A 22446-nucleotide genomic window follows, 5' to 3' on the forward strand; every position below is an offset into this window, starting at 1 on the left:
AGCTCCGGTCCTGGCCGCGGCTGAGTCAAATCTGTCCGGCGCGCTGGTTCAGTGCGCCGACACCGCTCGCAGACGGACGTCCGCGCGACGCTCGGCGGTGGCGTCGCCGTCCGCCTTCGCGCGCTCGAGCTCCCGCTCCGCACGCTGCACGTCGATCTCGTCCGACAGCTCGGCGATCTCGGCCAGCAGCGACAGCTTGTTGTCCGCGAACGAGATGAAACCGCCGTGCACCGCGGCGACGACCGTTCCACCATCACTCGTACGGATGGTCACCGGGCCCGACTCCAGCACACCGAGCAGCGGCTGGTGACCGGGCATGACGCCGATGTCGCCGGACGTGGTGCGCGCGACGACCAGGGTGGCCTCGCCGGACCAGACACTGCGGTCCGCGGCGACGAGCTCGACATGCAGCTCAGCAGCCAAGGTGGGCTCCTCGGGTCACCACCCGGCCTTGCCGCCGGGTGTTGGGTCAAAGTCTAGTAGGCGTACGTGAGGGGACGGGACGCACCCCGCGAGGTGCGACCCCGCCCCCTCACCAAGAGGCAGTACTCACTCGGTCAGGCGACCGTTCAGGAGACGCCGTGCTCCTTGGCGTTGGCCTTGAGGTCCTCGATGCCACCGCAGAGGAAGAACGCCTGCTCCGGGAAGTGGTCGTAGTCGCCGTCGATGATCGCGTTGAAGGCCGTGATCGACTCCTCCAGCGGAACGTCCGACCCGTCGACGCCGGTGAACTGCTTGGCGACGTGGGTGTTCTGGGACAGGAAGCGCTCCACGCGACGGGCACGGTGGACGGTGAGCTTGTCCTCCTCGCCCAGCTCGTCGATACCGAGGATCGCGATGATGTCCTGAAGGTCCTTGTACTTCTGAAGGACCGACTTGACGCGCATCGCCGTGGCGTAGTGGTCCGCCGCGATGTAGCGGGGGTCCAGGATGCGGGACGTGGAGTCCAGCGGGTCCACGGCCGGGTAGATGCCCTTCTCGGAGATCGGACGGGAGAGAACCGTCGTCGCGTCGAGGTGGGCGAAGGTGGTGGCCGGGGCCGGGTCGGTCAGGTCGTCCGCGGGGACGTAGATCGCCTGCATCGAGGTGATCGAGTGACCACGGGTCGAGGTGATGCGCTCCTGGAGGAGACCCATCTCGTCGGCCAGGTTCGGCTGGTAGCCCACCGCGGAGGGCATCCGGCCGAGCAGGGTCGAGACCTCGGAACCGGCCTGCGTGAAGCGGAAGATGTTGTCGATGAAGAACAGCACGTCCTGCTTCTGCACATCGCGGAAGTACTCCGCCATGGTCAGACCGGCCAGGGCCACCCGGAGACGGGTGCCCGGGGGCTCGTCCATCTGACCGAAGACAAGCGCCGTCTTGTCGATGACGCCGGACTCGGACATCTCCTCGATGAGGTCGTTGCCCTCACGGGTGCGCTCGCCGACACCGGCGAACACGGAGACACCGTCGTGGTTGTTGGCGACGCGGTAGATCATCTCCTGGATGAGCACCGTCTTGCCGACACCGGCACCGCCGAACAGACCGATCTTTCCACCCTTGACGTACGGGGTGAGAAGGTCGATGACCTTGACGCCGGTCTCGAACATCTCGGTCTTCGACTCGAGCTCGTCGAAGCGCGGGGCCTTGCGGTGGATGGGCCAGCGCTCGCCCGTGTACTTCTCGTCGGAGTTCAGCACCTCACCGAGGGTGTTGAACACCTTGCCCTTGGTGAAGTCGCCGACCGGGACGGAGATGCCCGCGCCGGTGTCGGTGACCGCGGCCTGGCGGACCAGACCGTCGGTGGGCTGCATGGAGATCGTGCGAACCATGCCGTCACCCAGGTGCTGGGCGACCTCCAGGGTCAGGATCTTCCTCTCGCCGGCGTTGGCCGGGTCGGCCACCTCGACGTGAAGGGCGTTGTAGATCTCCGGCATCGCGTCGACGGGGAACTCCACGTCGACGACCGGGCCGATGACCCGGGCGACGCGGCCCGTGGCAACGGCCGTCTCAACTGTCGTCGTCATTACTTGTCACTCCCCGCGGTCGCGTCGGCCAGAGCTGCGGAGCCACCGACGATCTCGCTGATTTCCTGGGTGATTTCGGCCTGGCGGGCCGCGTTGGCAAGACGGGAGAGCATGGTGATCAGGTCTCCCGCGTTGTCGGTCGCCGACTTCATCGCGCGGCGCGTGGCGGCGTGCTTGGAGGCAGCCGACTGGAGCAGCGCGTTGTAGATACGGCTCTCGACGTACCGCGGCAGCAGGGCGTCAAGGACGTCCTCGGCCGACGGCTCGAACTCGTACAGCGGAAGGATCTCGCCCTTGGGCGCTTCCTTCACAACCTCTTCGAGGCGCAGCGGCAGCAGGCGGCCGTCGACCGCCGTCTGCGTCATCATCGAGACGAACTCGGTGTAGACGATGTGGAGTTCGTCCACGCCGCCCTCTGCCGTCTCCGTCTCGATGGCCTCGATCAGCGGACCCGCGACCTTCTTCGCGTCCGCGTAGCTGGGCTCGTCGGTGAATCCCGACCACGACTCCGCGACCTTGCGCTCGCGGAAGTTGTAGTGGGCCAGACCGCGGCGGCCGACGATGTACGTGTCGACCTCCTTGCCCTCCGCCTCGAGGCGCGCCGTCAGCTTCTCGGCGACCTTGATGGCGTTGGAGTTGAAGGCGCCGGCCAGTCCGCGGTCGCTCGTGAGGAGCAGCACCGCGGAACGGGTCGCCGTCTCCGCCTCCGTCGTCAGCGGGTGCTTGGTGTTGGAGCCGGTACCGACCGCCGTGACCGCGCGGATGAGCTCGGTCGCGTACGGCGCGGAGGCCGCCACCTTGCGCTGCGCCTTGACGACGCGCGAGGCGGCGATCATCTCCATCGCCTTGGTGATCTTCTTGGTCGCGGTGACGGATCGGATGCGACGCTTGTAGACCCGGAGCTGGGCTCCCATGAGTCAGGTCCCTTCCTTACGTCACTTGGCCGCGGCGGCCGGAGCGTCTTCGCCGAGAAGCTTGCCGTCCGAGGTCTCGAACTGCTTCTTGAAGTCCGCGATGGCGTCGCCGACGGCGGTGAGCGTGTCGTCCGACATCTTGCCGCCCTCCTTGATGGAGGTCATGAGGCCCTGCTCCTTGCGGTGCAGGTACTCCAGGAGCTCCTTCTCGAAGCGGCGGACGTCGTCGACGGGCACGTCGTCCATGCGGCCGGTGGTACCGGCCCAGACGGAGACGACCTGGTCCTCGGTCGGCATCGGCTGGTACTGCGGCTGCTTGAGCAGCTCGACCAGTCGCTGACCGCGCTCCAGCTGCGACTTCGACGCGGCGTCCAGGTCGGAACCGAAGGCGGCGAACGCCTCCAGCTCGCGGTACTGGGCCAGGTCGAGACGGAGCCGGCCGGAGACCTGCTTCATCGCCTTGTGCTGGGCGGAGCCACCGACACGGGAGACCGAGATACCGACGTTCAGGGCCGGACGCTGACCGGCGTTGAACAGGTCGGACTCCAGGAAGCACTGGCCGTCGGTGATGGAGATGACGTTGGTCGGGATGAACGCCGACACGTCGTTCGCCTTGGTCTCGACGATCGGCAGACCCGTCATCGAACCGGCGCCCATCTCGTCGGAGAGCTTCGCGCAGCGCTCCAGCAGACGGGAGTGCAGGTAGAAGACGTCACCGGGGTAGGCCTCGCGCCCCGGCGGACGGCGGAGCAGCAGGGACACGGCGCGGTAGGCGTCGGCCTGCTTCGAGAGGTCGTCGAAGATGATGAGGACGTGCTTGCCCTCGTACATCCACTGCTGGCCGATGGCCGAACCGGTGTACGGCGCCAGGTACTTGAAGCCGGCCGGGTCGGACGCCGGGGCGGCGACGATGGTCGTGTACTCCAGCGCGCCGGCCTCTTCGAGAGCGCCACGCACGGAGGCGATGGTCGAACCCTTCTGACCGATGGCGACGTAGATGCAGCGGACCTGCTTCTTGGTGTCGCCCGAGCGCCAGTTGTCGCGCTGGTTGATGATCGTGTCGACGGCCAGCGCGGTCTTGCCGGTCTGACGGTCGCCGATGATCAGCTGACGCTGGCCACGGCCGACCGGGGTCATCGCGTCGACGGCCTTGTAGCCCGTCTCCATCGGCTCGTGCACCGACTTGCGGACCATGACGCCCGGAGCCTGCAGCTCCAGGGCGCGGCGTCCGGTGGTCTCGATCTCGCCGAGGCCGTCGATCGGGGCGCCGAGCGGGTCGACGACGCGGCCGAGGTAACCCTCGCCCACGGCGACGGAGAGCACCTCACCGGTGCGCTGCACCGGCTGGCCCTCCTCGATCCCGCTGAACTCGCCGAGGACGACCGCACCGATCTCGCGCTCTTCCAGGTTCAGCGCGAGGCCGAGGGTTCCGTCCTCGAACTTCAGCAGTTCGTTCGCCATCGCCGAGGGAAGGCCCTCGATCTTGGCAATACCGTCGCCGGCGACGGTGACCGTACCGACCTCCTCGCGCGAGGCCGCGTCCGGCTTGTACGACTGGACGAAGTTCTCCAGCGCGTCCCGGATCTCCTCCGGCCGGATCGTGAGCTCCGCCATCTGGGTTCCCTGCTCTCCTTGTTGGGCCCGAAGTTTCACTTGGGGGGATGGGGACTCCCCCCTGTAAAGAGGTGAATCCTCTGCACGGCCCAACGAGGGCCGTAGGTGCGTACTTCTTGCTGTGTGCTGCGTACCGCTTATGAAGTTGGGGCTAGCCGGCCATGCGGCGGCTGGCGTCCGCGAGACGGTCCGCGATGGAGCCGTTGATGATCTCGTCGCCGACCTGCACCTGGATCCCGCCGAGGACCTCGGGGTCCACGTCGAGGTTGAGGTGCATCTGCCGGCCGTAGAGCTTCGCCAGAGCGGCGCCGAGGCGCTGCTTCTGTCCGTCGCTCAGCGGGACCGCGGAGGTGACGACGGCGACCCAGCGGTCCCGGCGCTCGGCGGCGAGCTTGGACAGGGACTCGAGTCCCGCTTCCAGGCTACGTCCACGCGGCGCGGTCACAAGGCGCGTCACCAGTCGCTCCGTCGTCGCTTCGGCCCGGCCGCCGAGCAGGCTGCGCAGCAGCTCGCTCTTGGCCGCGCTGGTGGCGGTCCGGTCGGTCAGCGCTGCGCGCAGCTCGGTGTTGGAAGAGACGATCCGGCCGAACCGGAACAGCTCGTCCTCGACGTTGTCGAGCTTGCCGGCCTGGTGTGCCGACGTGAGGTCGGCGGTGTCGGCCAGCTCTTCGAGGGCGTCGACGAGGTCACGCGACCGCGACCAGCGCGAGCGCACCAGACCGGCCGCCAGATCGGCGGTCTCGCCGCTGACCTGGCTGCCGAACAGGCGCCCGGCCAGTTCGGCCTTCGCCTCTCCGGGCTGCGCCGGGTCGGTGAGGACCCGACGCAGCGACACCTCGCGGTGCAGCAGCGCGGTGACCGCGGCCAGCTCGTCCGCGAGCCGCGCCGCGTCCACGGACGTGTTGTCCGTCAGCGCGTCGAGACGCTCGCGTGCGGCTGCGGTTGCCTCGCGGCTCGCTCCGTGCGCTGTCATCGAGCCGCCTCGGCCTTCTCCTCAAGCTCGTCGAGGAAGCGGTCGATGGTGCGGCTCTGCCGGGCGTGGTCCTCGAGGGACTCGCCGACCAGCTTGCCGGCCAGGGCGGTGGCCAGCTGGCCGACGTCCTGACGCAGCGCCTGAGCCGCGGACTTGCGGTCCGCCTCGATCTGCGTGTGACCGGCGGCGACGATTTCGTCACGCTGCCGCTGGCCTTCCGCGCGCATCTCGGCGATGAGCGTGGCGCCCTGCTCCTGCGCCTCCTGGCGCAGCCGTGCGGCCTCGTGCCGGGCTTCGGCGAGCTGAGCCTTGTACTGCTCGAGCACGCTCTGGGCCTCGGTCTGAGCGGCCTCGGCCTTCTCGATACCGCCCTCGATGGCCTCGCGGCGCTGCTCCAGAACCTTGTTGATGTTCGGGAGGAGCTTCTTGGCGAGGAAGCCGAAGACGATGACGAAGGCGATCAGGCCGATGACGAGCTCGGGGATCGGCGGAATGAGGGGGTTTTCCAGTTCCTCAGCCGCGATAGTGAGCATCTGGCTCATATCAGTGCCTTTCGTCTAGTGGGCTGTCGTGGATCCGACGATCACACGCCATAGACGAACGGCATGACCAGACCGATGAGCGCGAGCGCCTCACAGAAGGCGAAGCCGAGGATCTGGTTGGCGCGGATCAGGCCGGCAGCCTCGGGCTGACGAGCGAGGGCCTGGGTGCCGTTGCCGAAGATGATGCCGACGCCGACGCCGGGGCCGATGGCGGCGAGGCCGTAGCCGATGGAGCCGAGCGAACCGGTGACGGCGGCGAGGGTCTCAGTGGCAGCCATGCTGATTCTTCCTTCTCTGTACGGACCGGCGGAGGTTGGCCACCGGACGCTTAGGGGGTTTTACAGGGGGGTTCGCTCAGTGGTGCTCGGCGAGCGCGCCCTGGATGAAGGTGCAGGTCAGAAGCACGAAGACGTAAGCCTGCAGGGCCTGGATGAACAGTTCGAACGCCGTCATGACGATCACCATCACGAACGAGACACCCGCGTAGGCGATCCCGAGGCCGTTGAGCAGGTACCAGCTGGCGATCGTGAAGAGCAGCAGCAGGGTGTGCCCCGCGAACATGTTCGCGAACAGTCGCACGGCGTGCGTGAACGGCCGGACGATCAGGTTCGAGAGCAGCTCGATGCCCATGGCCAGCGGGAGAACCGGGCCCAGCGACTTGTCGTAGCCGGAGAAGTTCTTGAACGCGCCGACCAGTCCGTGTCGCTTGAAGGTCAGCGAGACCCACAGGACGTAGACGATCCCGGCGAGAACCGCGGGGTACGCGATGATCGCCGTGACGGGGAACTGGGCGACCGGAACGATCGACCAGAGGTTCATCATCCAGATGAAGAAGAACAGCGAGACGACCAGCGGTACGTACTTCTCGCCTTCCTTCTTGCCGATCGTCTCGTAGACGACCCCGCGCCGGACGAAGTCATATCCGGCCTCGGCAACCATCTGGAGCTTGCCCGGGACCACCTTCGGCTTGCGGAAGGCGGCCCAGAAGAAGCCGATGATGATGACGGAGCCGAGCAGCGCCAGGAGCATCGTCTTGTTGAAATAGACGCTGCTGTCCGCATCGCCCACGAGGGGCTCGAACAGGAACGAGTGCAGGCCGGGAGCCGGGAAGCCACAGCCGTCGAAGATGTGGCAGTCGGTCTCGAAGGCGAGCACCTGCGTCGGGTCAGCACTCACCGCGGGCTCCTTCAGCGTGGCGCATAGGTACGGCAACCTCGTTGTGTCGGCGCGGCACGCAGCCGCGGTTCGGCACTGGACTGGTGTTACGGATGTGGGGGCGGCTGTGGGGCATCAAGCCTCGCGTTTGAGCAGGCGTCAGCTCAGATGCCCGCGCCCGCGATGCCGCAGTTGGCACCGGACGATAGCAGGGTCTCCGACACGCACTTATCGCGGCCCTACCCCTCACGACGAGTGCCCTGTCTTCTCGGGCTTGTCGCCCTTCGAGGACTCGGGTTCGACGTAGAGGATCTTGGCCTTCATCTGGGCACGCGCCTGTGCGCCGATCCACGCGAGCGTGGTGGCGACGATGGCGATCGCGAAGGCCTTGGGGTTGAACAGCGTCGTGTTCTTGAACGCGGCGACAAAGATGAACAACAGAAGAATCTGTGCCGTGTAGAGCATCAGACCCATCGCCTGGAACAAGTGCGGAAGCGATTTGGCGGTGCGCTGCAGAACGTAGAGCCCGATACCCATGAAGAGGATCACGACCAGCGTCGCGACGATCGCCCCGATCGCTCCCTTGCCACCGGCGACCACGCCACTGACGACGGCGGCAATCGCGCCGACGGCAGCTGTGGGCACAGCGGCCTGAAGGAGAATCCGGGCGTCATTGGACGGCATGGCGGCAACTCCGCTGGCTAAGGGGGGGCAGGGTGTCGTCATGGACGAGCGTAATCCCGGGCTGAGAGAGAACCTCACGCCAAGGGACCGTCTCTCTGGGGTCCTTCGGCTCCGGCTCGGGTTCTCGTGAACCGTATCACAAACTATTTGATGAGGTCTTTACCTGGTTGGTGTGCTCGCTGTCACACATGAGAGTGAAGGTGCGCGTCTGTGCATTCTGAGAGCCAAGTTGTCTGGTATTAGGGCGATTTGCCGAAGCGTGAAGTCTCGGGTCTCTTGCGAGATTCTTACTTTGGCGTCAGCGCGACGATCCGGCCTTACCCCGATCCAGGAACCGCGAACGGCCACCGATCGCGGTCGCCCCGTTGACTCCTGACACTCCGACAGCGACCGGCGCGCGGTGCTCCCGGGCGCCGTCCTCGTCGGTGAAGGCCCCCGCCTCGTGCGCCACGGCGGGCTCGGTCTCCGCTGTCCCGGACAGGTCCACGGAGCCCCTGCCGCGGCGGTAGCGGGGCGGCACGAAGCTCTCGGCCCAGCGCGGAGTGCGCGGGGTGAAGCGCGGCAGCAGGAGCAGCACGAGACCCACCGCGCTGAGCCCCATGATCCCGAGCACGCTCCACATGGCCCCGGAGTTGACCGAGTACGCGAGGGCGCCGAAGGAGATCAGCGCCGACCAGAAGTACATGATCATGACCGCGCGGCTGTGCGAGTGCCCGACCTCCAGGAGCCGGTGGTGCAGGTGCCCGCGGTCGGCGGCGAACGGCGACTGTCCGCGCCAGGTGCGCCGCACGATGGCCAGCACCAGGTCGGCGGCCGGGATCGCGATGATCGTCAGCGGCAGCAGCAGCGGGATGAAGACGGGCACCGTCTGGTGCACGGTGTTCCGCTCGGAACCGGAGAACAGGTTCATCACGTCGGGGTCGATCTGCCCGGTGATGGAGATGGCGCCGCCGGCCAGCACAAGCCCGATGAGCATCGAGCCGGAGTCACCCATGAAGATCCGCGCGGGGTGCATGTTGTGCGGCAGGAAGCCCAGGCACATGCCCATCAGGATCGCCGCGAAGAGGGTGGCCGGGGCGGCGGCCTCGATGCCGTAGCTGTACCAGATGCGGTACGCGTACAGGAAGAACGCGGCGGACGCGATGCAGACCACTCCGGCGGCGAGACCGTCCAGGCCGTCCACGAAGTTCACCGCGTTGATGGTGATGACGACGAGGGCGACGGTGAGCAGGGTGCCCTGCCACTGGGTGAGCGCGACCAGCCCGACACCGGGGATGGGCAGCCACAGGATGGTGAGACCCTGCACGACCATCACGCCGGCCGCGATCATCTGGCCGCCCAGCTTGATCAGGGCGTCGATCTCGAACTTGTCGTCCAGTACACCGATCAGCCAGATCAGCGCCGCCCCGGAGAGCAGGGCCCGCGGCTCGTTGGAGTTCGCGAAGACGTCGCTGAGGTTCTCCAGGTGGTCGGCGACCAGCAGGCCCGCGCACAGCCCGAAGAACATCGCGATGCCGCCGAGCCGCGGAGTGGGTTCCCGGTGCACGTCGCGCGCACGGATCTCCGGCATGGCTCCGGCCACGATCGCGAACTTCCGCACCGGCCCTGTCAGCAGATACGTCACCGCGGCCGTCACGCAGAGCGTCAGCAGGTATTCACGCACGGGCTTCCCCACAGGTCTCGCTGGCCATCTGAGCCCCACACCTTAGCGATGCACGCATATGGTTGAGGACTTCCGGGTAGCGACGATGGTTGCACGAGTGGCTGTGCACGAGTCTCCGTCTACCCCGTATCACCCGGGATACGGGGGAAATCCGCTGGTCAGCTCCCCTACTTCTTCACGAACCGCTTTCGCGTCGACCTCGTCCCGCAGCACCCCCGCGAAGAGTACGGCCACCCGAGCCATCTCCGCCTCGCCCATCCCCTGCGTGGTCAGCGCCGCCGTACCCAGCCGCAGCCCCCGGGCGTCCCCGTCCGGCAGCACGCAGGTGTCGAGGACCATCCCGGCGGCGGCGAGACGCCCGCGGGCCGTGCGCCCGTCCACACCGAGGGGCGCGGTGCCGACGGTGAGCAGGTGGGTGTCGGTACCGCCGGTGGTGACGGCGAGCCCTTCCGCGTCCAGCGCCGCGGCGAGCACCCGGGCGTTGGCGACGACCTGATGGGCGTACGCCGTGAAGGCCGGTGTCGCCGCCTCGCCGAACGCGACGGCCTTGGCGGCGATCGTGTGCATCTGCGCGCCACCCTGGGTGAAGGGGAACACCGCCCGGTCCACGCGCTCGGCCAGCTCGTCGCCGCACAGGATCATCCCGCCGCGCGGGCCGCGCAGCACCTTGTGGGTGGTGGCGCAGACCACATCGGCGTACGGCACCGGATTGGGCGCCGCTCCCCCCGCGACGAGCCCGATGGGGTGGGCTGCGTCCGCGATGAGGTGGGCGCCCACCTCGTCGGCGATCTCCCTGAACAGCGCGTAGTCGATGTGCCGGGGGTAGGAGATCGAGCCGCAGACGACGGCTTTGGGGCGGTGCGCACGGGCCAGCGCGCGCACCTGCGCGTAGTCGATGAGCCCGGTCTCGGCCTCGACCCCGTACCCGACGAAGTCGAACCATCTCCCCGAGAAGTTCGCGGGCGACCCGTGCGTGAGGTGGCCGCCGAAGGCCGGCCCCATCGCCAGGACGGTGTCACCGGGGCGCAGCAGCGCGGCGTACGCGGCGAGGACCGCCGAACTCCCGGAGTGGGGCTGCACGTTGGCGTGTTCGGCGCCGAACAGCGCCTTCGCCCGGTCCACCGCGACCCGCTCGGCGACGTCCACGATCTCGCAGCCGCCGTGGTGCCGGGCGCCGGGATAGCCCTCGGCGTACTTGTTCGCCAGCGGCGACCCGAGGGCGGCCAGCACGGCCGGCGAGGTGAAGTTCTCGGCCGCGCTCAGTTGCAGGGTCGTCGACTGCCGCGCCAGCTCCCCGATCAGGATCTCGGCGAGCTCCGGGTCCTGCCGACGCAGAACATCCGCTTCCAGTGTTCGTGTGACCGGCATGGTGGGCTCCGGACCTCGGCGTGGGGGTGCGCTGAGTCCAATGTAGAACCGGGACCGGAGGGACGCCCGGTGTCACGTCCGGGTGGGTACCGCTGCGCCGGATTCCGTCCGTCGGGCCTGGATCACGTCCGGGTGGGTACACCTGTCAACGCGGTCACCACGGGATCCAGGGCTTCGTTGATCTCGTCCCCGATCGAGCGGAAGAACGGCAGGGGGGCGCCGTAGGGGTCGAAGACCTCGTCCGCCTCGGCGGTGGGGGCGAGGAGCCACCCGCGTAGCGCGGCGGCGGCCCGGACCAGCGCGCGTGCGCGCTCGACCACTCCCTCCTCGAGGGGTGGGAGCGTCGCGGGGTCTATGGCCCGTACGAGCCGGGTGAACTCCTTCAGGGTGAAGGTGCGCAGGCCCGCCGAGTGGCCCATGGAGATGACCTGGGCGCGGTGGTCCCGGGTGGCCGTCAGGACCAGGTCGGCGCGGATCACGTGGTCGTCGAGGAGTTCGCGGCCCACGAAACCGGAGGGGTCGGCGCCGTAGTCGGTGAGGACCGTCGCCGCGTTGGTCTCCATGGGCGCGCCCTCGTGCCCCCAGGTGCCCGCGCTCTCCACGATCAGGCCGCCCCACAGGGGGTCGCCGAGCCGGTCCGCGAGGGCATGCCGGGTCAGCCGCTCGGTGATCGGCGAGCGGCACACGTTGCCGGTGCTGACGTGGAGGATGCGGAAGGACCCCCTGGGAGAACCGTTGGCCCCCGTGATCCCCGTGCCTATGCCACGCCCCGCGTCAGGGGCTGTCAATTCGCCACCTCGAGGTCGGGTACGACCTTCCGCAGCTCCTCGGCCGACAGTGCCCCCTCGCGCAGCAGCACGGGTACCTTGCCGGTCACGTCGACGATCGAGGAGGGGACGATGCCGGGGGTCGGGCCGCCGTCCAGGTACACGGAGATGGAGTCGCCGAGCATCTCCTGCGCGGCGTCACAGTCCTCGGGCGAGGGGTGACCCGTGAGGTTGGCGGAGGAGACGGCCATCGGGCCGACCTCGGTGAGCAGCTCGATGGCGACGGGGTGCAGCGGCATGCGTACGGCGACGGTGCCACGGGTGTCTCCCAGGTCCCACTGGAGGGACGGCTGGTGCTTGGCGACGAGCGTGAGCGCGCCCGGCCAGAACGCGTCGACGAGCTCCCAGGCCATCTCGGAGAAGTCCGTGACCAGGCCGTGCAGCGTGTTCGGGGAGCCGATGAGGACAGGGGTGGGCATGTTGCGGCCCCGGCCCTTGGCGTCGAGGAGATCGGCGACGGCCTCGGAGGAGAACGCGTCGGCGCCGATGCCGTACACCGTGTCGGTCGGGAGGACGACCAGCTCGCCACGGCGGACGGCGGACGCGGCTTCACGCAGACCGGTGGTGCGGTCGGTCGCGTCGTTGGTGTCGTATCGCCGTGCCATTTAGCGGGCCTCCTCGTACACGTACTGCTGCCTGGGGAACTCGATGCGCGTGCTCACGGCATCGCCTTGCGGGCGGTCGCGAACCGCGGCCGGTTGTTGAGGTCCGGGTGGTCGGCCGCGTCGGCCCAGCCCCGCTCCTCGGTGAAGATCCACGGCACCTGCCCGCCCTGGGTGTCGGCGTGCTCGATGACGACGACACCGCCGGGACGCAGCAGGCGGTGCGCGGTGCGCTCGATGCCGCGGATCAGGTCGAGGCCGTCCTCGCCCGAGAACAGGGCGAGTTCGGGATCGTGGTCCCGGGCCTCCGGCTGGACGTACTCCCACTCGGTGAGCGGAATGTACGGCGGGTTGGCGATGACCAGGTCGACCTGGCCGTCGAGGTCGGGGAAGGCATCCAGGGCGTCTCCCTGGCGCAGGTCGACCCTGGAGCCCTGGACGTTCTTGCGGGTCCACTGGAGGGCGTCCTCGGACAGCTCCACGGCGTGCACACGGGAGCGCGGGACCTCCTGGGCGAGGGCGAGCGCGATGGCGCCGGAGCCGGTGCACAGGTCGACGATCAGCGGCTCCACGACGTCCATGGCGCGTACGGCGTCTATGGCCCAGCCGACGACCGACTCGGTCTCCGGACGCGGCACGAACACCCCTGGCCCGACCTGGAGTTCCAGGTAGCGGAAGTAGGCGCGTCCGGTGATGTGCTGGAGCGGCTCGCGCGCCTCGCGGCGCGCGGTCACCTCCCAGTAGCGGGCGTCGAAGTCGGTGTCCTTGACGGTGTGCAGCTCGCCCCGCTTCACGCCGTGCACGAAGGCCGCGAGCTCCTCCGCGTCATTACGCGGCGAGGCCACGCCGGCGTCGGCCAGCCGCTGGGTGGCCTGGGCCACTTCCGCGAGCAGCAGGTTCACGCTGGTCCTCCGGGCTGAGCTGTTGTCGTGAGGGCGGGTGGGGGCTCTTACGCGGCGGCGAGCTTCGCGGCCGAGTCCGCGTCGACGCACGCCTGGATCATCGCGTCCAGGTCACCGTCGAGGACCTGGTCCAAGTTGTACGCCTTGAAGCCGACGCGGTGGTCCGAGATGCGATTCTCCGGGAAGTTGTACGTACGGATCTTCTCGGAGCGGTCGACCGTGCGGACCTGGCTGCGGCGGACGTCGGCCGCATTGCGCTCCGCCTCCTCCTGAGCCGCGGCGAGGAGCCTGGAGCGCAGGATACGCATCGCCTGCTCCTTGTTCTGGAGCTGGCTCTTCTCGTTCTGGCAGGAAGCGACGACTCCGGTGGGAATGTGCGTGATGCGCACCGCGGAGTCGGTGGTGTTGACGGACTGGCCGCCGGGTCCGGAGGAGCGGTAGACGTCGATCCGCAGGTCGTTCGCGACGATCTCGACGTCGACCTCCTCGGCCTCGGGCGTGACCAGCACACCGGCGGCGGAGGTGTGGATCCGGCCCTGCGACTCGGTCGAGGGCACCCGCTGTACGCGGTGCACCCCGCCCTCGTACTTCAGGCGGGCCCAGACACCCTGGCCGGGCTCGGTGGCACCCTGGCCGCCCTTGGTCTTCACGGCGACCTGGACGTCCTTGTAGCCGCCGAGCTCGGACTCGGTGGCGTCGATGATCTCGGTCTTCCAGCCGACGCGCTCCGCGTAGCGCAGGTACATGCGCAGCAGGTCGCCGGCGAAGAGCGCCGACTCGTCGCCGCCCGCGCCCGCCTTGATCTCCAGGATGACGTCCTTGTCGTCGCTGGGGTCGCGCGGGACCAGCAGCAGACGGAGTTTCTCCGTCAGCTCCTCGCGCTGCTTCTCCAGCTCCTTGACCTCGGCCGCGAAGTCGGGGTCGTCGGCGACGAACCCCTTCGCCGTCTCGATGTCGTCGCCGGTCTGCTTCCAGGAGCGGTACGTCGCGACGATCGGGGTCAGCTCGGCGTAGCGCTTGTTGAGCTTGCGCGCGTTGGCCTGGTCGGCGTGGACCGACGGGTCAGCGAGCTTCGTCTCCAGATCGGCGTGCTCGCCGATGAGTTCCTCGACCGCCTCGAACATCTCCGGCTCCAATGGGCTGTCCCCAGCTCCTTGACGGGCTCGGGACGTAGGTAAGACATGGGGGAAGGGGCTGCACCGCAAAGCGCCGGTCCCGGCACCCCCGTGCAGGGGCACCGAAGACCGGCGCTGTGAGGTCGCTACTTCTTGTCAGCGGCAGCCTTGGCCTTGCCGAAGCGGGCCTCGAAGCGGGCCACGCGGCCACCGGTGTCGAGGATCTTCTGCTTGCCCGTGTAGAACGGGTGGCACTCGGAGCAGACCTCCGCGCGGACGGTGCCGCTGGAGATGGTGCTACGGGTGGTGAACGACGCGCCACAGGTGCAGCTGACCTGGGTATCGACGTACTCGGGGTGGATGTCGCGCTTCAAGGTGTCTCCTAGTTTCGGGAGGGCGCCGGGTCGCCGCCGCGGATTGCGGGTGCGTGAACCGGAGCCGACGGACCAGTCTGCCAGGACTGGCCGCATCCCCCAAAACCGGGGGGCGGCGTGATCTATTCCCAGGGGCCTCCGGTGCGGCTCGGCCGGCGCTTCCGGTGCGGCTCGGTCGGCGCCTCCGGTGCGGCTCAGCCCGCGCTGACGACGTCCTTCGCGGTGCCGGTGGCCGTGCCCTCGGTGGCCGACGCGGGGATCGCCCTGTCGTTCTTCAGGGCGTCCCAGACCAGCTTGTCCTTGGCCTCGTCGATGAGCACCCGGTTGGCGTCCGCGCTGTCGTACTGGACCGGCATCGTCACCATGGTCATCTTCGAGGAGCTGATGCCCTTGAGGCCGCTCGCGAAGGACGTGAGGTCCTTGACGGAGTCCAGGTCGGAGTCGGTGGTGACGGCGTTGGTCGCGGTGTCGGCGAGTTCGACCAGCTTGGCCGGGTCGGTGAGCAGGCCGATGCTCCTGACCTGGTTCATCAGGGCCTTGATGAACGCCTGCTGGAGCTGGATCCGGCCGAGGTCCGAGCCGTCGCCGACGCCGTGCCGGGTGCGGACCAGGCCGAGCGCCTGCTCGCCGTCGAGGGTGTGCGTGCCGGCCTTCAGGTTCAGGTGGCTGTCGGGGTCGTCGATGTCCTTGGTGGTGGTGATCTTCACACCGCCCAGGTCGTCGATGAGCTTCTGGAAGCCGCTGAAGTCGACCTCGATGTAGTGGTCCATGCGGATCCCGCTCATGGACTCGACGGTCTTCACCGCGCAGGCCGCGCCGCCGGTGGAGTACGCGGAGTTGAACATGACCTCGGAGGCCGCGTCGTGCGTGACGCCCTCGGCGTCGGTGCAGGAGGGACGCTCGACGAGGGTGTCCCGGGGTATGGAGACCACGCTCGCCTTCTTGTGCCCCTCGTAGATGTGCACGACCATCGCCGTGTCCGAGCGGGCACTGCCGTCGTCGGCGCCGCCGCCCAGCTTCCCGTTGGAGCCGGAGCGGGTGTCGGAACCCAGGACCAGGATGTTCTCGGAGCCGTTGTCGACCTTCGTCGGCCGGTCGGTGCCCAGGGCCTGGTTGATGTCGACGCTCTTGATGTTGCCGTTGAGCTTGAAGTACAGGTACCCGGCGCCGGTGCCACCCAGCACGACGATCCCCGCCGCGACCCAGGCCGTGATCAGCAGGCCCTTGCGGCGCTTGCTGCGGGCCTTGCGTCGGCTGCCCTTCGCGCGGTGGCGCGGGGCGCTGGTGCCGGGCTCCCCGGGTATGCCGGGTTCCGGCGTGCTCTCGGCAGGCATGTGCTCCTCGGTTCCTGGTACGGCTCGGTTACCCCCTGCTTTCAGGCTCAGGTCCGGCCCGGCGTGACGGGTACCGCTCCATGGTCGCTCCGTTTGGTCAGACGGGGAAACCCGGGACGGGGTTGCACAGCGCACTGTGGCAAAGCTCTCGCTCGTCGGCGGAGCCGTGTCACGCGAAGGGCCGCCCCCGTCACAGCTGTGACGGGGGCGGCCCTTTGTCCGCGGAGACCGGATCAGTCGTTGCCGTTGCCGTTGCCCGGCGTGGTCTTCGCGATCTGCATCAGGAACTCGGCGTTGGACTTCGTCTTCTTCATCTTGTCCAGCAGGAGCTCGATGGCCTGCTGCGAGTCGAGTGCGTGCAGCACCCGGCGCAGCTTCCAGACGATGGCGAGTTCCTCCGGGTTGAGGAGGATCTCCTCCTTGCGCGTACCCGACGGGTCGACGTCGACCGCCGGGAAGATGCGCTTGTCGGCGAGCTTCCGGTCGAGCTTGAGCTCCATGTTGCCGGTGCCCTTGAACTCCTCGAAGATCACCTCGTCCATGCGCGAGCCGGTGTCGACCAGCGCGGTGGCCAGGATGGTCAGCGAGCCGCCGTCCTCGATGTTGCGCGCGGCACCGAAGAAGCGCTTCGGCGGGTACAGCGCGGTCGAGTCGACACCGCCGGACAGGATGCGGCCGGAGGCGGGCGCGGCGAGGTTGTACGCACGGCCGAGACGCGTGATCGAGTCGAGCAGTACGACGACGTCGTGACCCAGCTCCACCAGACGCTTGGCGCGCTCGATGGCGAGCTCGGCGACCGTGGTGTGGTCCTCGGCCGGACGGTCGAAGGTCGAGGAGATGACCTCGCCCTTCACCGACCGCTGCATGTCGGTGACCTCTTCCGGACGCTCGTCGACCAGGACGACCATCAGGTGGCACTCGGGGTTGTTGACGGTGATCGCGTTGGCGACCGCCTGCAGGATCATGGTCTTGCCGGTCTTCGGCGGGGCCACGATCAGACCTCGCTGGCCCTTACCGATCGGCGCGACGAGGTCGATGATGCGGGTCGTCAGCACGCCCGGGTCGGTCTCCAGGCGGAGCCGGTCCTGCGGGTAAAGGGGCGTCAGCTTGTTGAACTCCGGGCGGCCACGGCCGGATTCGGCGGCCATGCCGTTGGCGGAGTCGAGGCGGACCAGCGCGTTGAACTTCTCGCGGCGCTCGCCGTCCTTGGGCTGACGGACCGCGCCCGTGACGTGGTCGCCCTTGCGCAGACCGTTCTTGCGGACCTGGGCCAGCGAGACGTACACGTCGTTCGGACCCGGCAGGTAGCCGGACGTACGGATGAACGCGTAGTTGTCGAGGATGTCCAGGATGCCCGCGACGGGGATCAGGACGTCGTCGTCGGCGACCTGCGGCTCGTTGGGACCGAAGTCCTCGCGGCCACGCCGGCCACGACGGTCACGGTAACGGCCGCGCCGGCCGCGGCGTCCATCGCCGAACTCGTCGTCGTCCTGCGGGCCGTTGTCGCGCTGCGGGCCGTTGTCACGCTGCGGGCCGTTGTCACGCTGCTGCCGGTCCTGGCGGTCCTGACGACCACCACTCTGGCCCTGCTGCTGACGGTCCTGGCGCTGCTGTCCGCCGCCCTGACCACCCTGACCCTGCTGCTCGTCGGTCTTGCCACCGCGGCGGTCGCGGTCACGGCCGCCACGGTCGCGGTCGCGACGTTCACGACGGCCCTGGCGGCCGTCGGCGTCACCGGTGTCGGCCTTGGCCTCGACCAGGGTTTCCGTCTTCTGCTCGCTCTTGGCCTCGGCGGTGACCGTCTCGGGGCTGCCGGCATCGGCTACGGCCCGGCGACGGCGGCGCTCGCCCGCGGGGGCGTCGTCAGCCGCACGCTCGGCCTCGCTCGCGCGGGAGGGGCCCCCGTCGGGCTGGCCGGGAATCTCGATCTGCTGCTGGGCCACGGCCTTCTCGGCGGCGGCGGGCTTCTCGGCCTTGGCCTCGGCGGCGGCCTCATCGCCCGTACGAGCCTTCGAGGTGGCCCGGCGCTTCGGCTTGGTCTCGGTGGCGGCCTCGGCCTTCGGGGCGCTGCCTCCGCCGGCCTGCGCCTCCTTGATGACCTCGATCAGCTGGCTCTTGCGCATCCGCGCGGTGCCCCTGATCCCGAGGCCGGTCGCGACCTGCTGAAGCTCGGCCAGCACCATGCCGTCAAGGCCGGTACCGCGGCGCCGCCGGGAGCCTGCACCGGAGGCAGGCGCGGCAGAGGCGTCCGTGGCGGGCGCGGCAGCGGTCTCCTCGACACGTGCGCCCATCAGATCGGTGGTGTCGCTCACGAAGGGTCCTTCCCTGGAGCGGACGTCGGCCTGTCTGGCACGGCGACCGGTTTTGCTGTCCGGATTTGGTCCGTTTTGCATGGACCGTGCCGGGGCGGTGGTCCGCCAACGCGGCGGAAGAAATGACTGGTGAAGACGATTCCGGAGCCGCGGCACTGAATTGCGGTGTCATCGGCTCGGTCACGCCGGTTCCGGAGCGTGCTCAACACTGCTCAGCACATAGCACCCAATGCATACAAAGCAGTTTGGGAGGCTCCCGGAAGAATGGGTGTCCCGAACGGGGACGCGAAGCACCTCGCCATGGTGAGGTCGGGTGCAGACTTGAGATTAACACTACCGGATCCAACAAACATTCCCCCTCTCGAAATCCGGCAACCACGCACTTCTAATGGACACCGGACGGCGCGAGCGGCAACACGCTCGCACCGGTGGCGTCAAGATCCAGACGATTGGCAGCCCAGCCCTGACCTGCGAGGTCAGCGATTTTGTCGGCCGACGCCCCGTCCGCGAGGGCCAGCACCGTGGGCCCCGCGCCGGAGATCACCGCGGGAATACCGTCACCGCGCAGCCGCTCCACCAGGGCGATGCTCTCGGGCATGGCCGGGGCGCGGTACTCCTGGTGCAGCCGGTCCTCGGTGGCGGGCAGCAGCAACTCGGGACGGCGGGTGAGCGCCTCGACGAGCAGTGCGGCGCGGCCCGCGTTGGTCGCGGCGTCGACATGCGGCACGGTGCGCGGCAGCAGTCCCCGCGCGGTTTCGGTGAGAACCGGCTTTCCCGGTACGAAAACCACCGGAACGATGGAATCGGCGGGGTCCATCCTGATCGCCCGCGCCGCGCCGGTCTCCATCCAGGAAAGCGTGAATCCGCCGAGCAGGCAGGCCGCGACGTTGTCGGGGTGCCCCTCGATCTCGGTGGCGAGTTCAAGGAGTGCCGTGTCGTCGAGCTTGGTGTCCCCGCCTATCGTCACCGCCCGCGCGGCGACGATGCCGGCGCAGATGGCGGCCGACGAGGAGCCGAGGCCCCGGCCGTGCGGGATGCGGTTGGCGCAGACGATCTCGAGGCCGCGCGGCTGTCCGCCCAGCAGATCGAAGGCGGTACGCAGGGAACGTACGAGGAGATGACTCTCGTCGCGCGGCAGCGTCTCGCTGCCCTCACCCGCGATGTCGATGTGCAGCCCGGCGTCGCCCACCCGGACGACCACGTCGTCGTACAGCCCCAGGGACAGGCCGAAGGCGTCGAAGCCCGGCCCGAGGTTGGCGCTGGTGGCGGGGACGCGCACCCGGACGGCGGCGGCGCGGAAGGCGGGACCGGCCATCGCTCGATGACTCTCCTTGAGCTGCGTGATGTACGAGGTTCTCGAAACGTGCGATGCGAATGCGGGTGGAGCGACTCGGGATACGGATGTGGGACGGCCTGCGCTGCGAACCTGACGCGTACGTCAACACCCGAAGGCCGAAACGAGGGCGGCACCGCGGCATATGCAGCGGGCGGGTTCAGTACAGCCTATCGAAGACAGGTTCTGTGGCGACATAGGGCGCACAGGAGGCGCACGATGCGTGTCGCGAGCGCCCTGTGCACCCCCTGTCGGATGTCCTGCCGAACGTTCGCCGTCTACGCGAGTCCGAGCTGCTCAGCGGCCGTGACGGCGTCCACCGGAACGGTCACCGGCCGCGGTGCGCCGGCGACGGCCCAGTCAGGATCCTTGAGCCCGTTTCCGGTGACCGTGCAGACGATCCGCTGCCCGGGGTCGACCTTGCCCTGCTCCGCGGCTTTCAGCAGACCGGCGACGGACGCGGCGGAAGCGGGCTCGACGAAGACACCCTCCTGCGCGGCCAACAGCCGGTAGGCGCGCAGGATCTCACGGTCCGTCACCTCGTCGATGAAGCCGCCCGACTCGTCCCGGGCGGTCAGCGCGAACTGCCAGGACGCCGGGTTGCCGATACGGATCGCGGTGGCGACGGTCGACGGGTCCTTGACGATCTCGCCGCGCACGATCGGGGCGGAGCCGGAGGCCTGGAAACCCCACATGCGCGGGGTCCGCTTCGCGATGCCGTCGGCGGCGTACTCCTTGTAGCCCTTCCAGTACGCGGTGATGTTGCCCGCGTTGCCCACCGGCAGGACGTGGATGTCGGGCGCGTCGCCGAGCATGTCCACGATCTCGAACGCGGCGGTCTTCTGGCCCTCGATGCGCACCGGGTTGACCGAATTGACCAGCGCCACCGGGTAGTTGTCGGACAGCGACCGCGCGAGCGTGAGGCAGTCGTCGAAGTTGCCGTCGACCTGGAGGATCTTCGCGCCGTGCACGAGGGCCTGGCCCATCTTGCCGAGCGCGATCTTGCCCTGCGGGACGAGGACGGCGCAGACCATCCCGGCCCGTACGGCGTAGGCGGCGGCGGAGGCCGACGTGTTGCCCGTGGAGGCACAGATGACGGCCTGCGCACCCTCCTCCTTGGCCCGGGAGATGGCCATGGTCATACCGCGGTCCTTGAAGGACCCGGTCGGGTTGGCGCCCTCCACCTTGAGGTGGACCTCGCACCCGGTGCGCTCGGAGAGCACCTGTGCGGGTACGAGCGGCGTACCGCCCTCACGGAGCGACACGACCGGCGTGCTGTCGGAAACCGGCAGCCGGTCCCGGTACTCCTCGATGATTCCGCGCCACTGGTGGGTCATTGCTGGTTACTCTCCTTCAACCCGCATGATGCTGGCGACACCCCGCACGGTGTCGAGGCTGCGCAGCGCCTCGACGGTCCCATTGAGGGACGCGTCGGACGCGCGATGGGTGACGACGACGAGGGACGCCTCGCCGCCTCCGTCCTGGCGGCCCTGCTGGCGCACGGTGTCGATCGAGACACCGTGCTCGGCGAAGACGGTGGCCACCTGGGCGAGAACACCCGGTTTGTCGGCCACGTCGAGGCTGATGTGATAGCGCGTCACGACCTCGCCCATGGGCGAGACGGGCAGCTGGGCGTACGCGGAGTCGCCGGGCCCCGTCGAACCGTTCAGCCTGTTGCGGCACACGGCCACGAGGTCGCCGAGCACGGCGGACGCGGTCGGCGCGCCGCCGGCACCGGGCCCGTAGAACATGAGCTGCCCGGCGGCGTCCGCCTCGACGAAGACGGCGTTGTACGCGCCGCGCACGGAGGCGAGCGGATGGCTCAGCGGAATCATCGCGGGGTGGACGCGCGCGGTGACGGAGCCGCCGTCCGCGGCCCGCTCGCAGATGGCGAGCAGCTTGATGGTGCAGCCCATCTTCTGCGCCGTGGCGAAGTCGGAGGCGGTGACCTCGGACATGCCCTCGCGGTACACGTCGTCGAGGCGCACGCGCGTGTGGAAGGCGATTCCGGCGAGGATCGCGGCCTTGGCGGCGGCGTCGAAACCCTCGACGTCGGCGGTGGGGTCGGCCTCGGCGTACCCGAGCGCGGTGGCCTCGTCGAGGGCTTCCTGGTAGCCCGCCCCGGTCGTGTCCATCTTGTCGAGGATGAAGTTGGTGGTGCCGTTGACGATGCCCATCACGCGATTGATCTTGTCGCCGGCGAGGGACTCGCGCAGCGGCCGGATGAGCGGGATGGCACCGGCGACGGCGGCCTCGTAGTAGAGGTCCCTGCCCTGCTCGTGGGCGGCGGCGTGCAGCGCGGCACCGTCCTGGGCGAGCAGCGCCTTGTTCGCGGAGACGACGGAGGCGCCGTGCTCGAAGGCGGTGGTGATGAGCGTACGAGCGGGCTCGATACCGCCGATGACCTCGACGACGACGTCAATGTCGCCCCGCTTGACCAGCGCCGTCGCGTCGGTGGTGACGAGGGCGGGGTCGATGCCCTCACGGACCTTGCCGGGGCGGCGTACGGCCACTCCGGCCAGCTCCACCGGGGCGCCGATCCTGGCGGCGAGATCGTCGGCGTGCGTCGTCATGATGCGCGCCACCTCTGAGCCGACTACCCCACAGCCCAGCAGCGCCACCTTCAGCGGACGCGTACGCATCATCCGACCTCGTTTCCTTCTACGTCACGGTTGGACCAGTCTCACTCACCGGACGGGGGTTTCTGCCCCTCGTCCGGATCGTGAGA

At 68.8% G+C, this 22446-nt stretch carries 21 protein-coding genes; all 21 read right to left on the bottom strand.

The annotated features are described in order from the left end of the window. Positions 1-48: 48 nt before the first annotated feature. The 21 genes from ACIBLC_RS17795 to ACIBLC_RS17895 all read right to left on the bottom strand — a co-directional run bounded on the left by ACIBLC_RS17795 (position 49) and on the right by ACIBLC_RS17895 (position 22363). Positions 49-423: a F0F1 ATP synthase subunit epsilon gene (locus ACIBLC_RS17795; protein WP_383681140.1), complete on the bottom strand. Its 375-nt coding sequence runs from the start codon at positions 421-423 to the stop codon at positions 49-51. A 146-nt stretch (positions 424-569) separates the two neighbouring features. Next, positions 570-2006: a F0F1 ATP synthase subunit beta gene (gene atpD, locus ACIBLC_RS17800; RefSeq protein ID WP_399211891.1), complete on the bottom strand. Its 1437-nt coding sequence runs from the start codon at positions 2004-2006 to the stop codon at positions 570-572. Then, on the bottom strand, positions 2006-2920 hold the full coding sequence (locus ACIBLC_RS17805; protein WP_399211892.1) for a F0F1 ATP synthase subunit gamma: 915 nt from the start codon (positions 2918-2920) through the stop codon (positions 2006-2008). The genes atpD and ACIBLC_RS17805 overlap by 1 nt, the downstream gene beginning before the upstream one ends. Before the next feature lie 21 nt (positions 2921-2941). Then, on the bottom strand, positions 2942-4534 hold the full coding sequence (atpA, locus tag ACIBLC_RS17810; protein ID WP_399211894.1) for a F0F1 ATP synthase subunit alpha: 1593 nt from the start codon (positions 4532-4534) through the stop codon (positions 2942-2944). 151 nt (positions 4535-4685) lie between these two features. Then, positions 4686-5507 carry a F0F1 ATP synthase subunit delta gene (locus ACIBLC_RS17815; protein WP_399211895.1) on the bottom strand — a complete coding sequence of 274 codons (822 nt, stop codon included), beginning with the start codon at positions 5505-5507 and terminating at the stop codon, positions 4686-4688. Further along, positions 5504-6049, bottom strand: coding sequence for a F0F1 ATP synthase subunit B (locus ACIBLC_RS17820; RefSeq protein ID WP_399211896.1), 546 nt, complete (start codon positions 6047-6049; stop codon positions 5504-5506). Before ACIBLC_RS17820 ends, ACIBLC_RS17815 begins: the two co-directional genes overlap by 4 nt. Before the next feature lie 41 nt (positions 6050-6090). Then, entirely contained in the window at positions 6091-6327 is a 237-nt protein-coding gene (locus ACIBLC_RS17825; RefSeq protein WP_399211897.1) for a F0F1 ATP synthase subunit C, read from the bottom strand. Between the two features lie 76 nt (positions 6328-6403). After that, positions 6404-7225, bottom strand: coding sequence for a F0F1 ATP synthase subunit A (gene atpB, locus ACIBLC_RS17830; protein WP_399211898.1), 822 nt, complete (start codon positions 7223-7225; stop codon positions 6404-6406). Positions 7226-7450: 225 nt separating this feature from the next. Beyond that, entirely contained in the window at positions 7451-7888 is a 438-nt protein-coding gene (locus tag ACIBLC_RS17835; RefSeq protein ID WP_399211899.1) for a hypothetical protein, read from the bottom strand. Positions 7889-8186: 298 nt separating this feature from the next. Then, on the bottom strand, positions 8187-9551 hold the full coding sequence (locus ACIBLC_RS17840) for an MraY family glycosyltransferase (RefSeq protein WP_399211900.1): 1365 nt from the start codon (positions 9549-9551) through the stop codon (positions 8187-8189). A 129-nt stretch (positions 9552-9680) separates the two neighbouring features. Continuing rightward, positions 9681-10919, bottom strand: a complete 1239-nt coding sequence (glyA, locus tag ACIBLC_RS17845; protein WP_399211901.1) for a serine hydroxymethyltransferase — start codon at positions 10917-10919, stop codon at positions 9681-9683. A 122-nt stretch (positions 10920-11041) separates the two neighbouring features. Further along, complete coding sequence (locus ACIBLC_RS17850) at positions 11042-11707, bottom strand: protein-tyrosine-phosphatase (protein ID WP_326720645.1); 666 nt, start codon at positions 11705-11707, stop codon at positions 11042-11044. Next, positions 11704-12351, bottom strand: a complete 648-nt coding sequence (locus ACIBLC_RS17855; protein WP_365441017.1) for an L-threonylcarbamoyladenylate synthase — start codon at positions 12349-12351, stop codon at positions 11704-11706. Before ACIBLC_RS17855 ends, ACIBLC_RS17850 begins: the two co-directional genes overlap by 4 nt. Positions 12352-12404: 53 nt before the next feature. Next, positions 12405-13250, bottom strand: a complete 846-nt coding sequence (prmC, locus tag ACIBLC_RS17860) for a peptide chain release factor N(5)-glutamine methyltransferase (protein ID WP_399211902.1) — start codon at positions 13248-13250, stop codon at positions 12405-12407. A 47-nt stretch (positions 13251-13297) separates the two neighbouring features. Then, the gene (gene prfA, locus ACIBLC_RS17865; RefSeq protein WP_399211903.1) at positions 13298-14374 is read right to left on the bottom strand and encodes a peptide chain release factor 1; all 1077 of its coding nucleotides are present in this window, start codon (positions 14372-14374) and stop codon (positions 13298-13300) included. Positions 14375-14511: 137 nt separating this feature from the next. Continuing rightward, positions 14512-14739: a 50S ribosomal protein L31 gene (rpmE, locus tag ACIBLC_RS17870; RefSeq protein ID WP_399211904.1), complete on the bottom strand. Its 228-nt coding sequence runs from the start codon at positions 14737-14739 to the stop codon at positions 14512-14514. Positions 14740-14933: 194 nt separating this feature from the next. Beyond that, positions 14934-16073 carry an LCP family protein gene (locus ACIBLC_RS17875; RefSeq protein WP_399211905.1) on the bottom strand — a complete coding sequence of 380 codons (1140 nt, stop codon included), beginning with the start codon at positions 16071-16073 and terminating at the stop codon, positions 14934-14936. A 233-nt stretch (positions 16074-16306) separates the two neighbouring features. Then, positions 16307-18385, bottom strand: coding sequence for a transcription termination factor Rho (rho, locus tag ACIBLC_RS17880; protein ID WP_399211907.1), 2079 nt, complete (start codon positions 18383-18385; stop codon positions 16307-16309). Positions 18386-18770: 385 nt separating this feature from the next. Beyond that, the gene (gene thrB / locus ACIBLC_RS17885) at positions 18771-19700 is read right to left on the bottom strand and encodes a homoserine kinase (protein WP_399211908.1); all 930 of its coding nucleotides are present in this window, start codon (positions 19698-19700) and stop codon (positions 18771-18773) included. Between the two features lie 296 nt (positions 19701-19996). Continuing rightward, positions 19997-21055, bottom strand: coding sequence for a threonine synthase (gene thrC, locus ACIBLC_RS17890; protein ID WP_399211909.1), 1059 nt, complete (start codon positions 21053-21055; stop codon positions 19997-19999). Between the two features lie 6 nt (positions 21056-21061). Next, positions 21062-22363 (bottom strand): homoserine dehydrogenase, encoded by a 1302-nt coding sequence (locus ACIBLC_RS17895; RefSeq protein ID WP_399211910.1) that lies wholly within the window; start codon positions 22361-22363, stop codon positions 21062-21064. Between the last annotated feature and the right edge of the window lie 83 nt (positions 22364-22446).

Origin of the sequence: Streptomyces sp. NPDC050535 (assembly GCF_044457665.1) — a bacterium.
In the GTDB taxonomy this organism is placed as follows: Bacteria; Actinomycetota; Actinomycetes; order Streptomycetales; family Streptomycetaceae; genus Streptomyces.

Excerpts from the sequence above, each read along its gene's own strand:
- atpD (WP_399211891.1), bottom strand. The coding sequence starts at position 2,006 with ATGACGACGACAGTTGAGACGGCCGTTGCCACGGGCCGCGTCGCCCGG.
- ACIBLC_RS17805 (WP_399211892.1), bottom strand. The coding sequence starts at position 2,920 with ATGGGAGCCCAGCTCCGGGTCTACAAGCGTCGCATCCGATCCGTCACC.
- atpA (WP_399211894.1), bottom strand. The coding sequence starts at position 4,534 with ATGGCGGAGCTCACGATCCGGCCGGAGGAGATCCGGGACGCGCTGGAG.
- ACIBLC_RS17815 (WP_399211895.1), bottom strand. The coding sequence starts at position 5,507 with ATGACAGCGCACGGAGCGAGCCGCGAGGCAACCGCAGCCGCACGCGAG.
- ACIBLC_RS17820 (WP_399211896.1), bottom strand. The coding sequence starts at position 6,049 with ATGAGCCAGATGCTCACTATCGCGGCTGAGGAACTGGAAAACCCCCTC.
- ACIBLC_RS17825 (WP_399211897.1), bottom strand. The coding sequence starts at position 6,327 with ATGGCTGCCACTGAGACCCTCGCCGCCGTCACCGGTTCGCTCGGCTCC.
- ACIBLC_RS17835 (WP_399211899.1), bottom strand. The coding sequence starts at position 7,888 with ATGCCGTCCAATGACGCCCGGATTCTCCTTCAGGCCGCTGTGCCCACA.
- glyA (WP_399211901.1), bottom strand. The coding sequence starts at position 10,919 with ATGCCGGTCACACGAACACTGGAAGCGGATGTTCTGCGTCGGCAGGAC.
- ACIBLC_RS17855 (WP_365441017.1), bottom strand. The coding sequence starts at position 12,351 with ATGGCACGGCGATACGACACCAACGACGCGACCGACCGCACCACCGGT.
- prfA (WP_399211903.1), bottom strand. The coding sequence starts at position 14,374 with ATGTTCGAGGCGGTCGAGGAACTCATCGGCGAGCACGCCGATCTGGAG.
- ACIBLC_RS17875 (WP_399211905.1), bottom strand. The coding sequence starts at position 16,073 with ATGCCTGCCGAGAGCACGCCGGAACCCGGCATACCCGGGGAGCCCGGC.
- thrB (WP_399211908.1), bottom strand. The coding sequence starts at position 19,700 with ATGGCCGGTCCCGCCTTCCGCGCCGCCGCCGTCCGGGTGCGCGTCCCC.
- thrC (WP_399211909.1), bottom strand. The coding sequence starts at position 21,055 with ATGACCCACCAGTGGCGCGGAATCATCGAGGAGTACCGGGACCGGCTG.
- ACIBLC_RS17895 (WP_399211910.1), bottom strand. The coding sequence starts at position 22,363 with ATGATGCGTACGCGTCCGCTGAAGGTGGCGCTGCTGGGCTGTGGGGTA.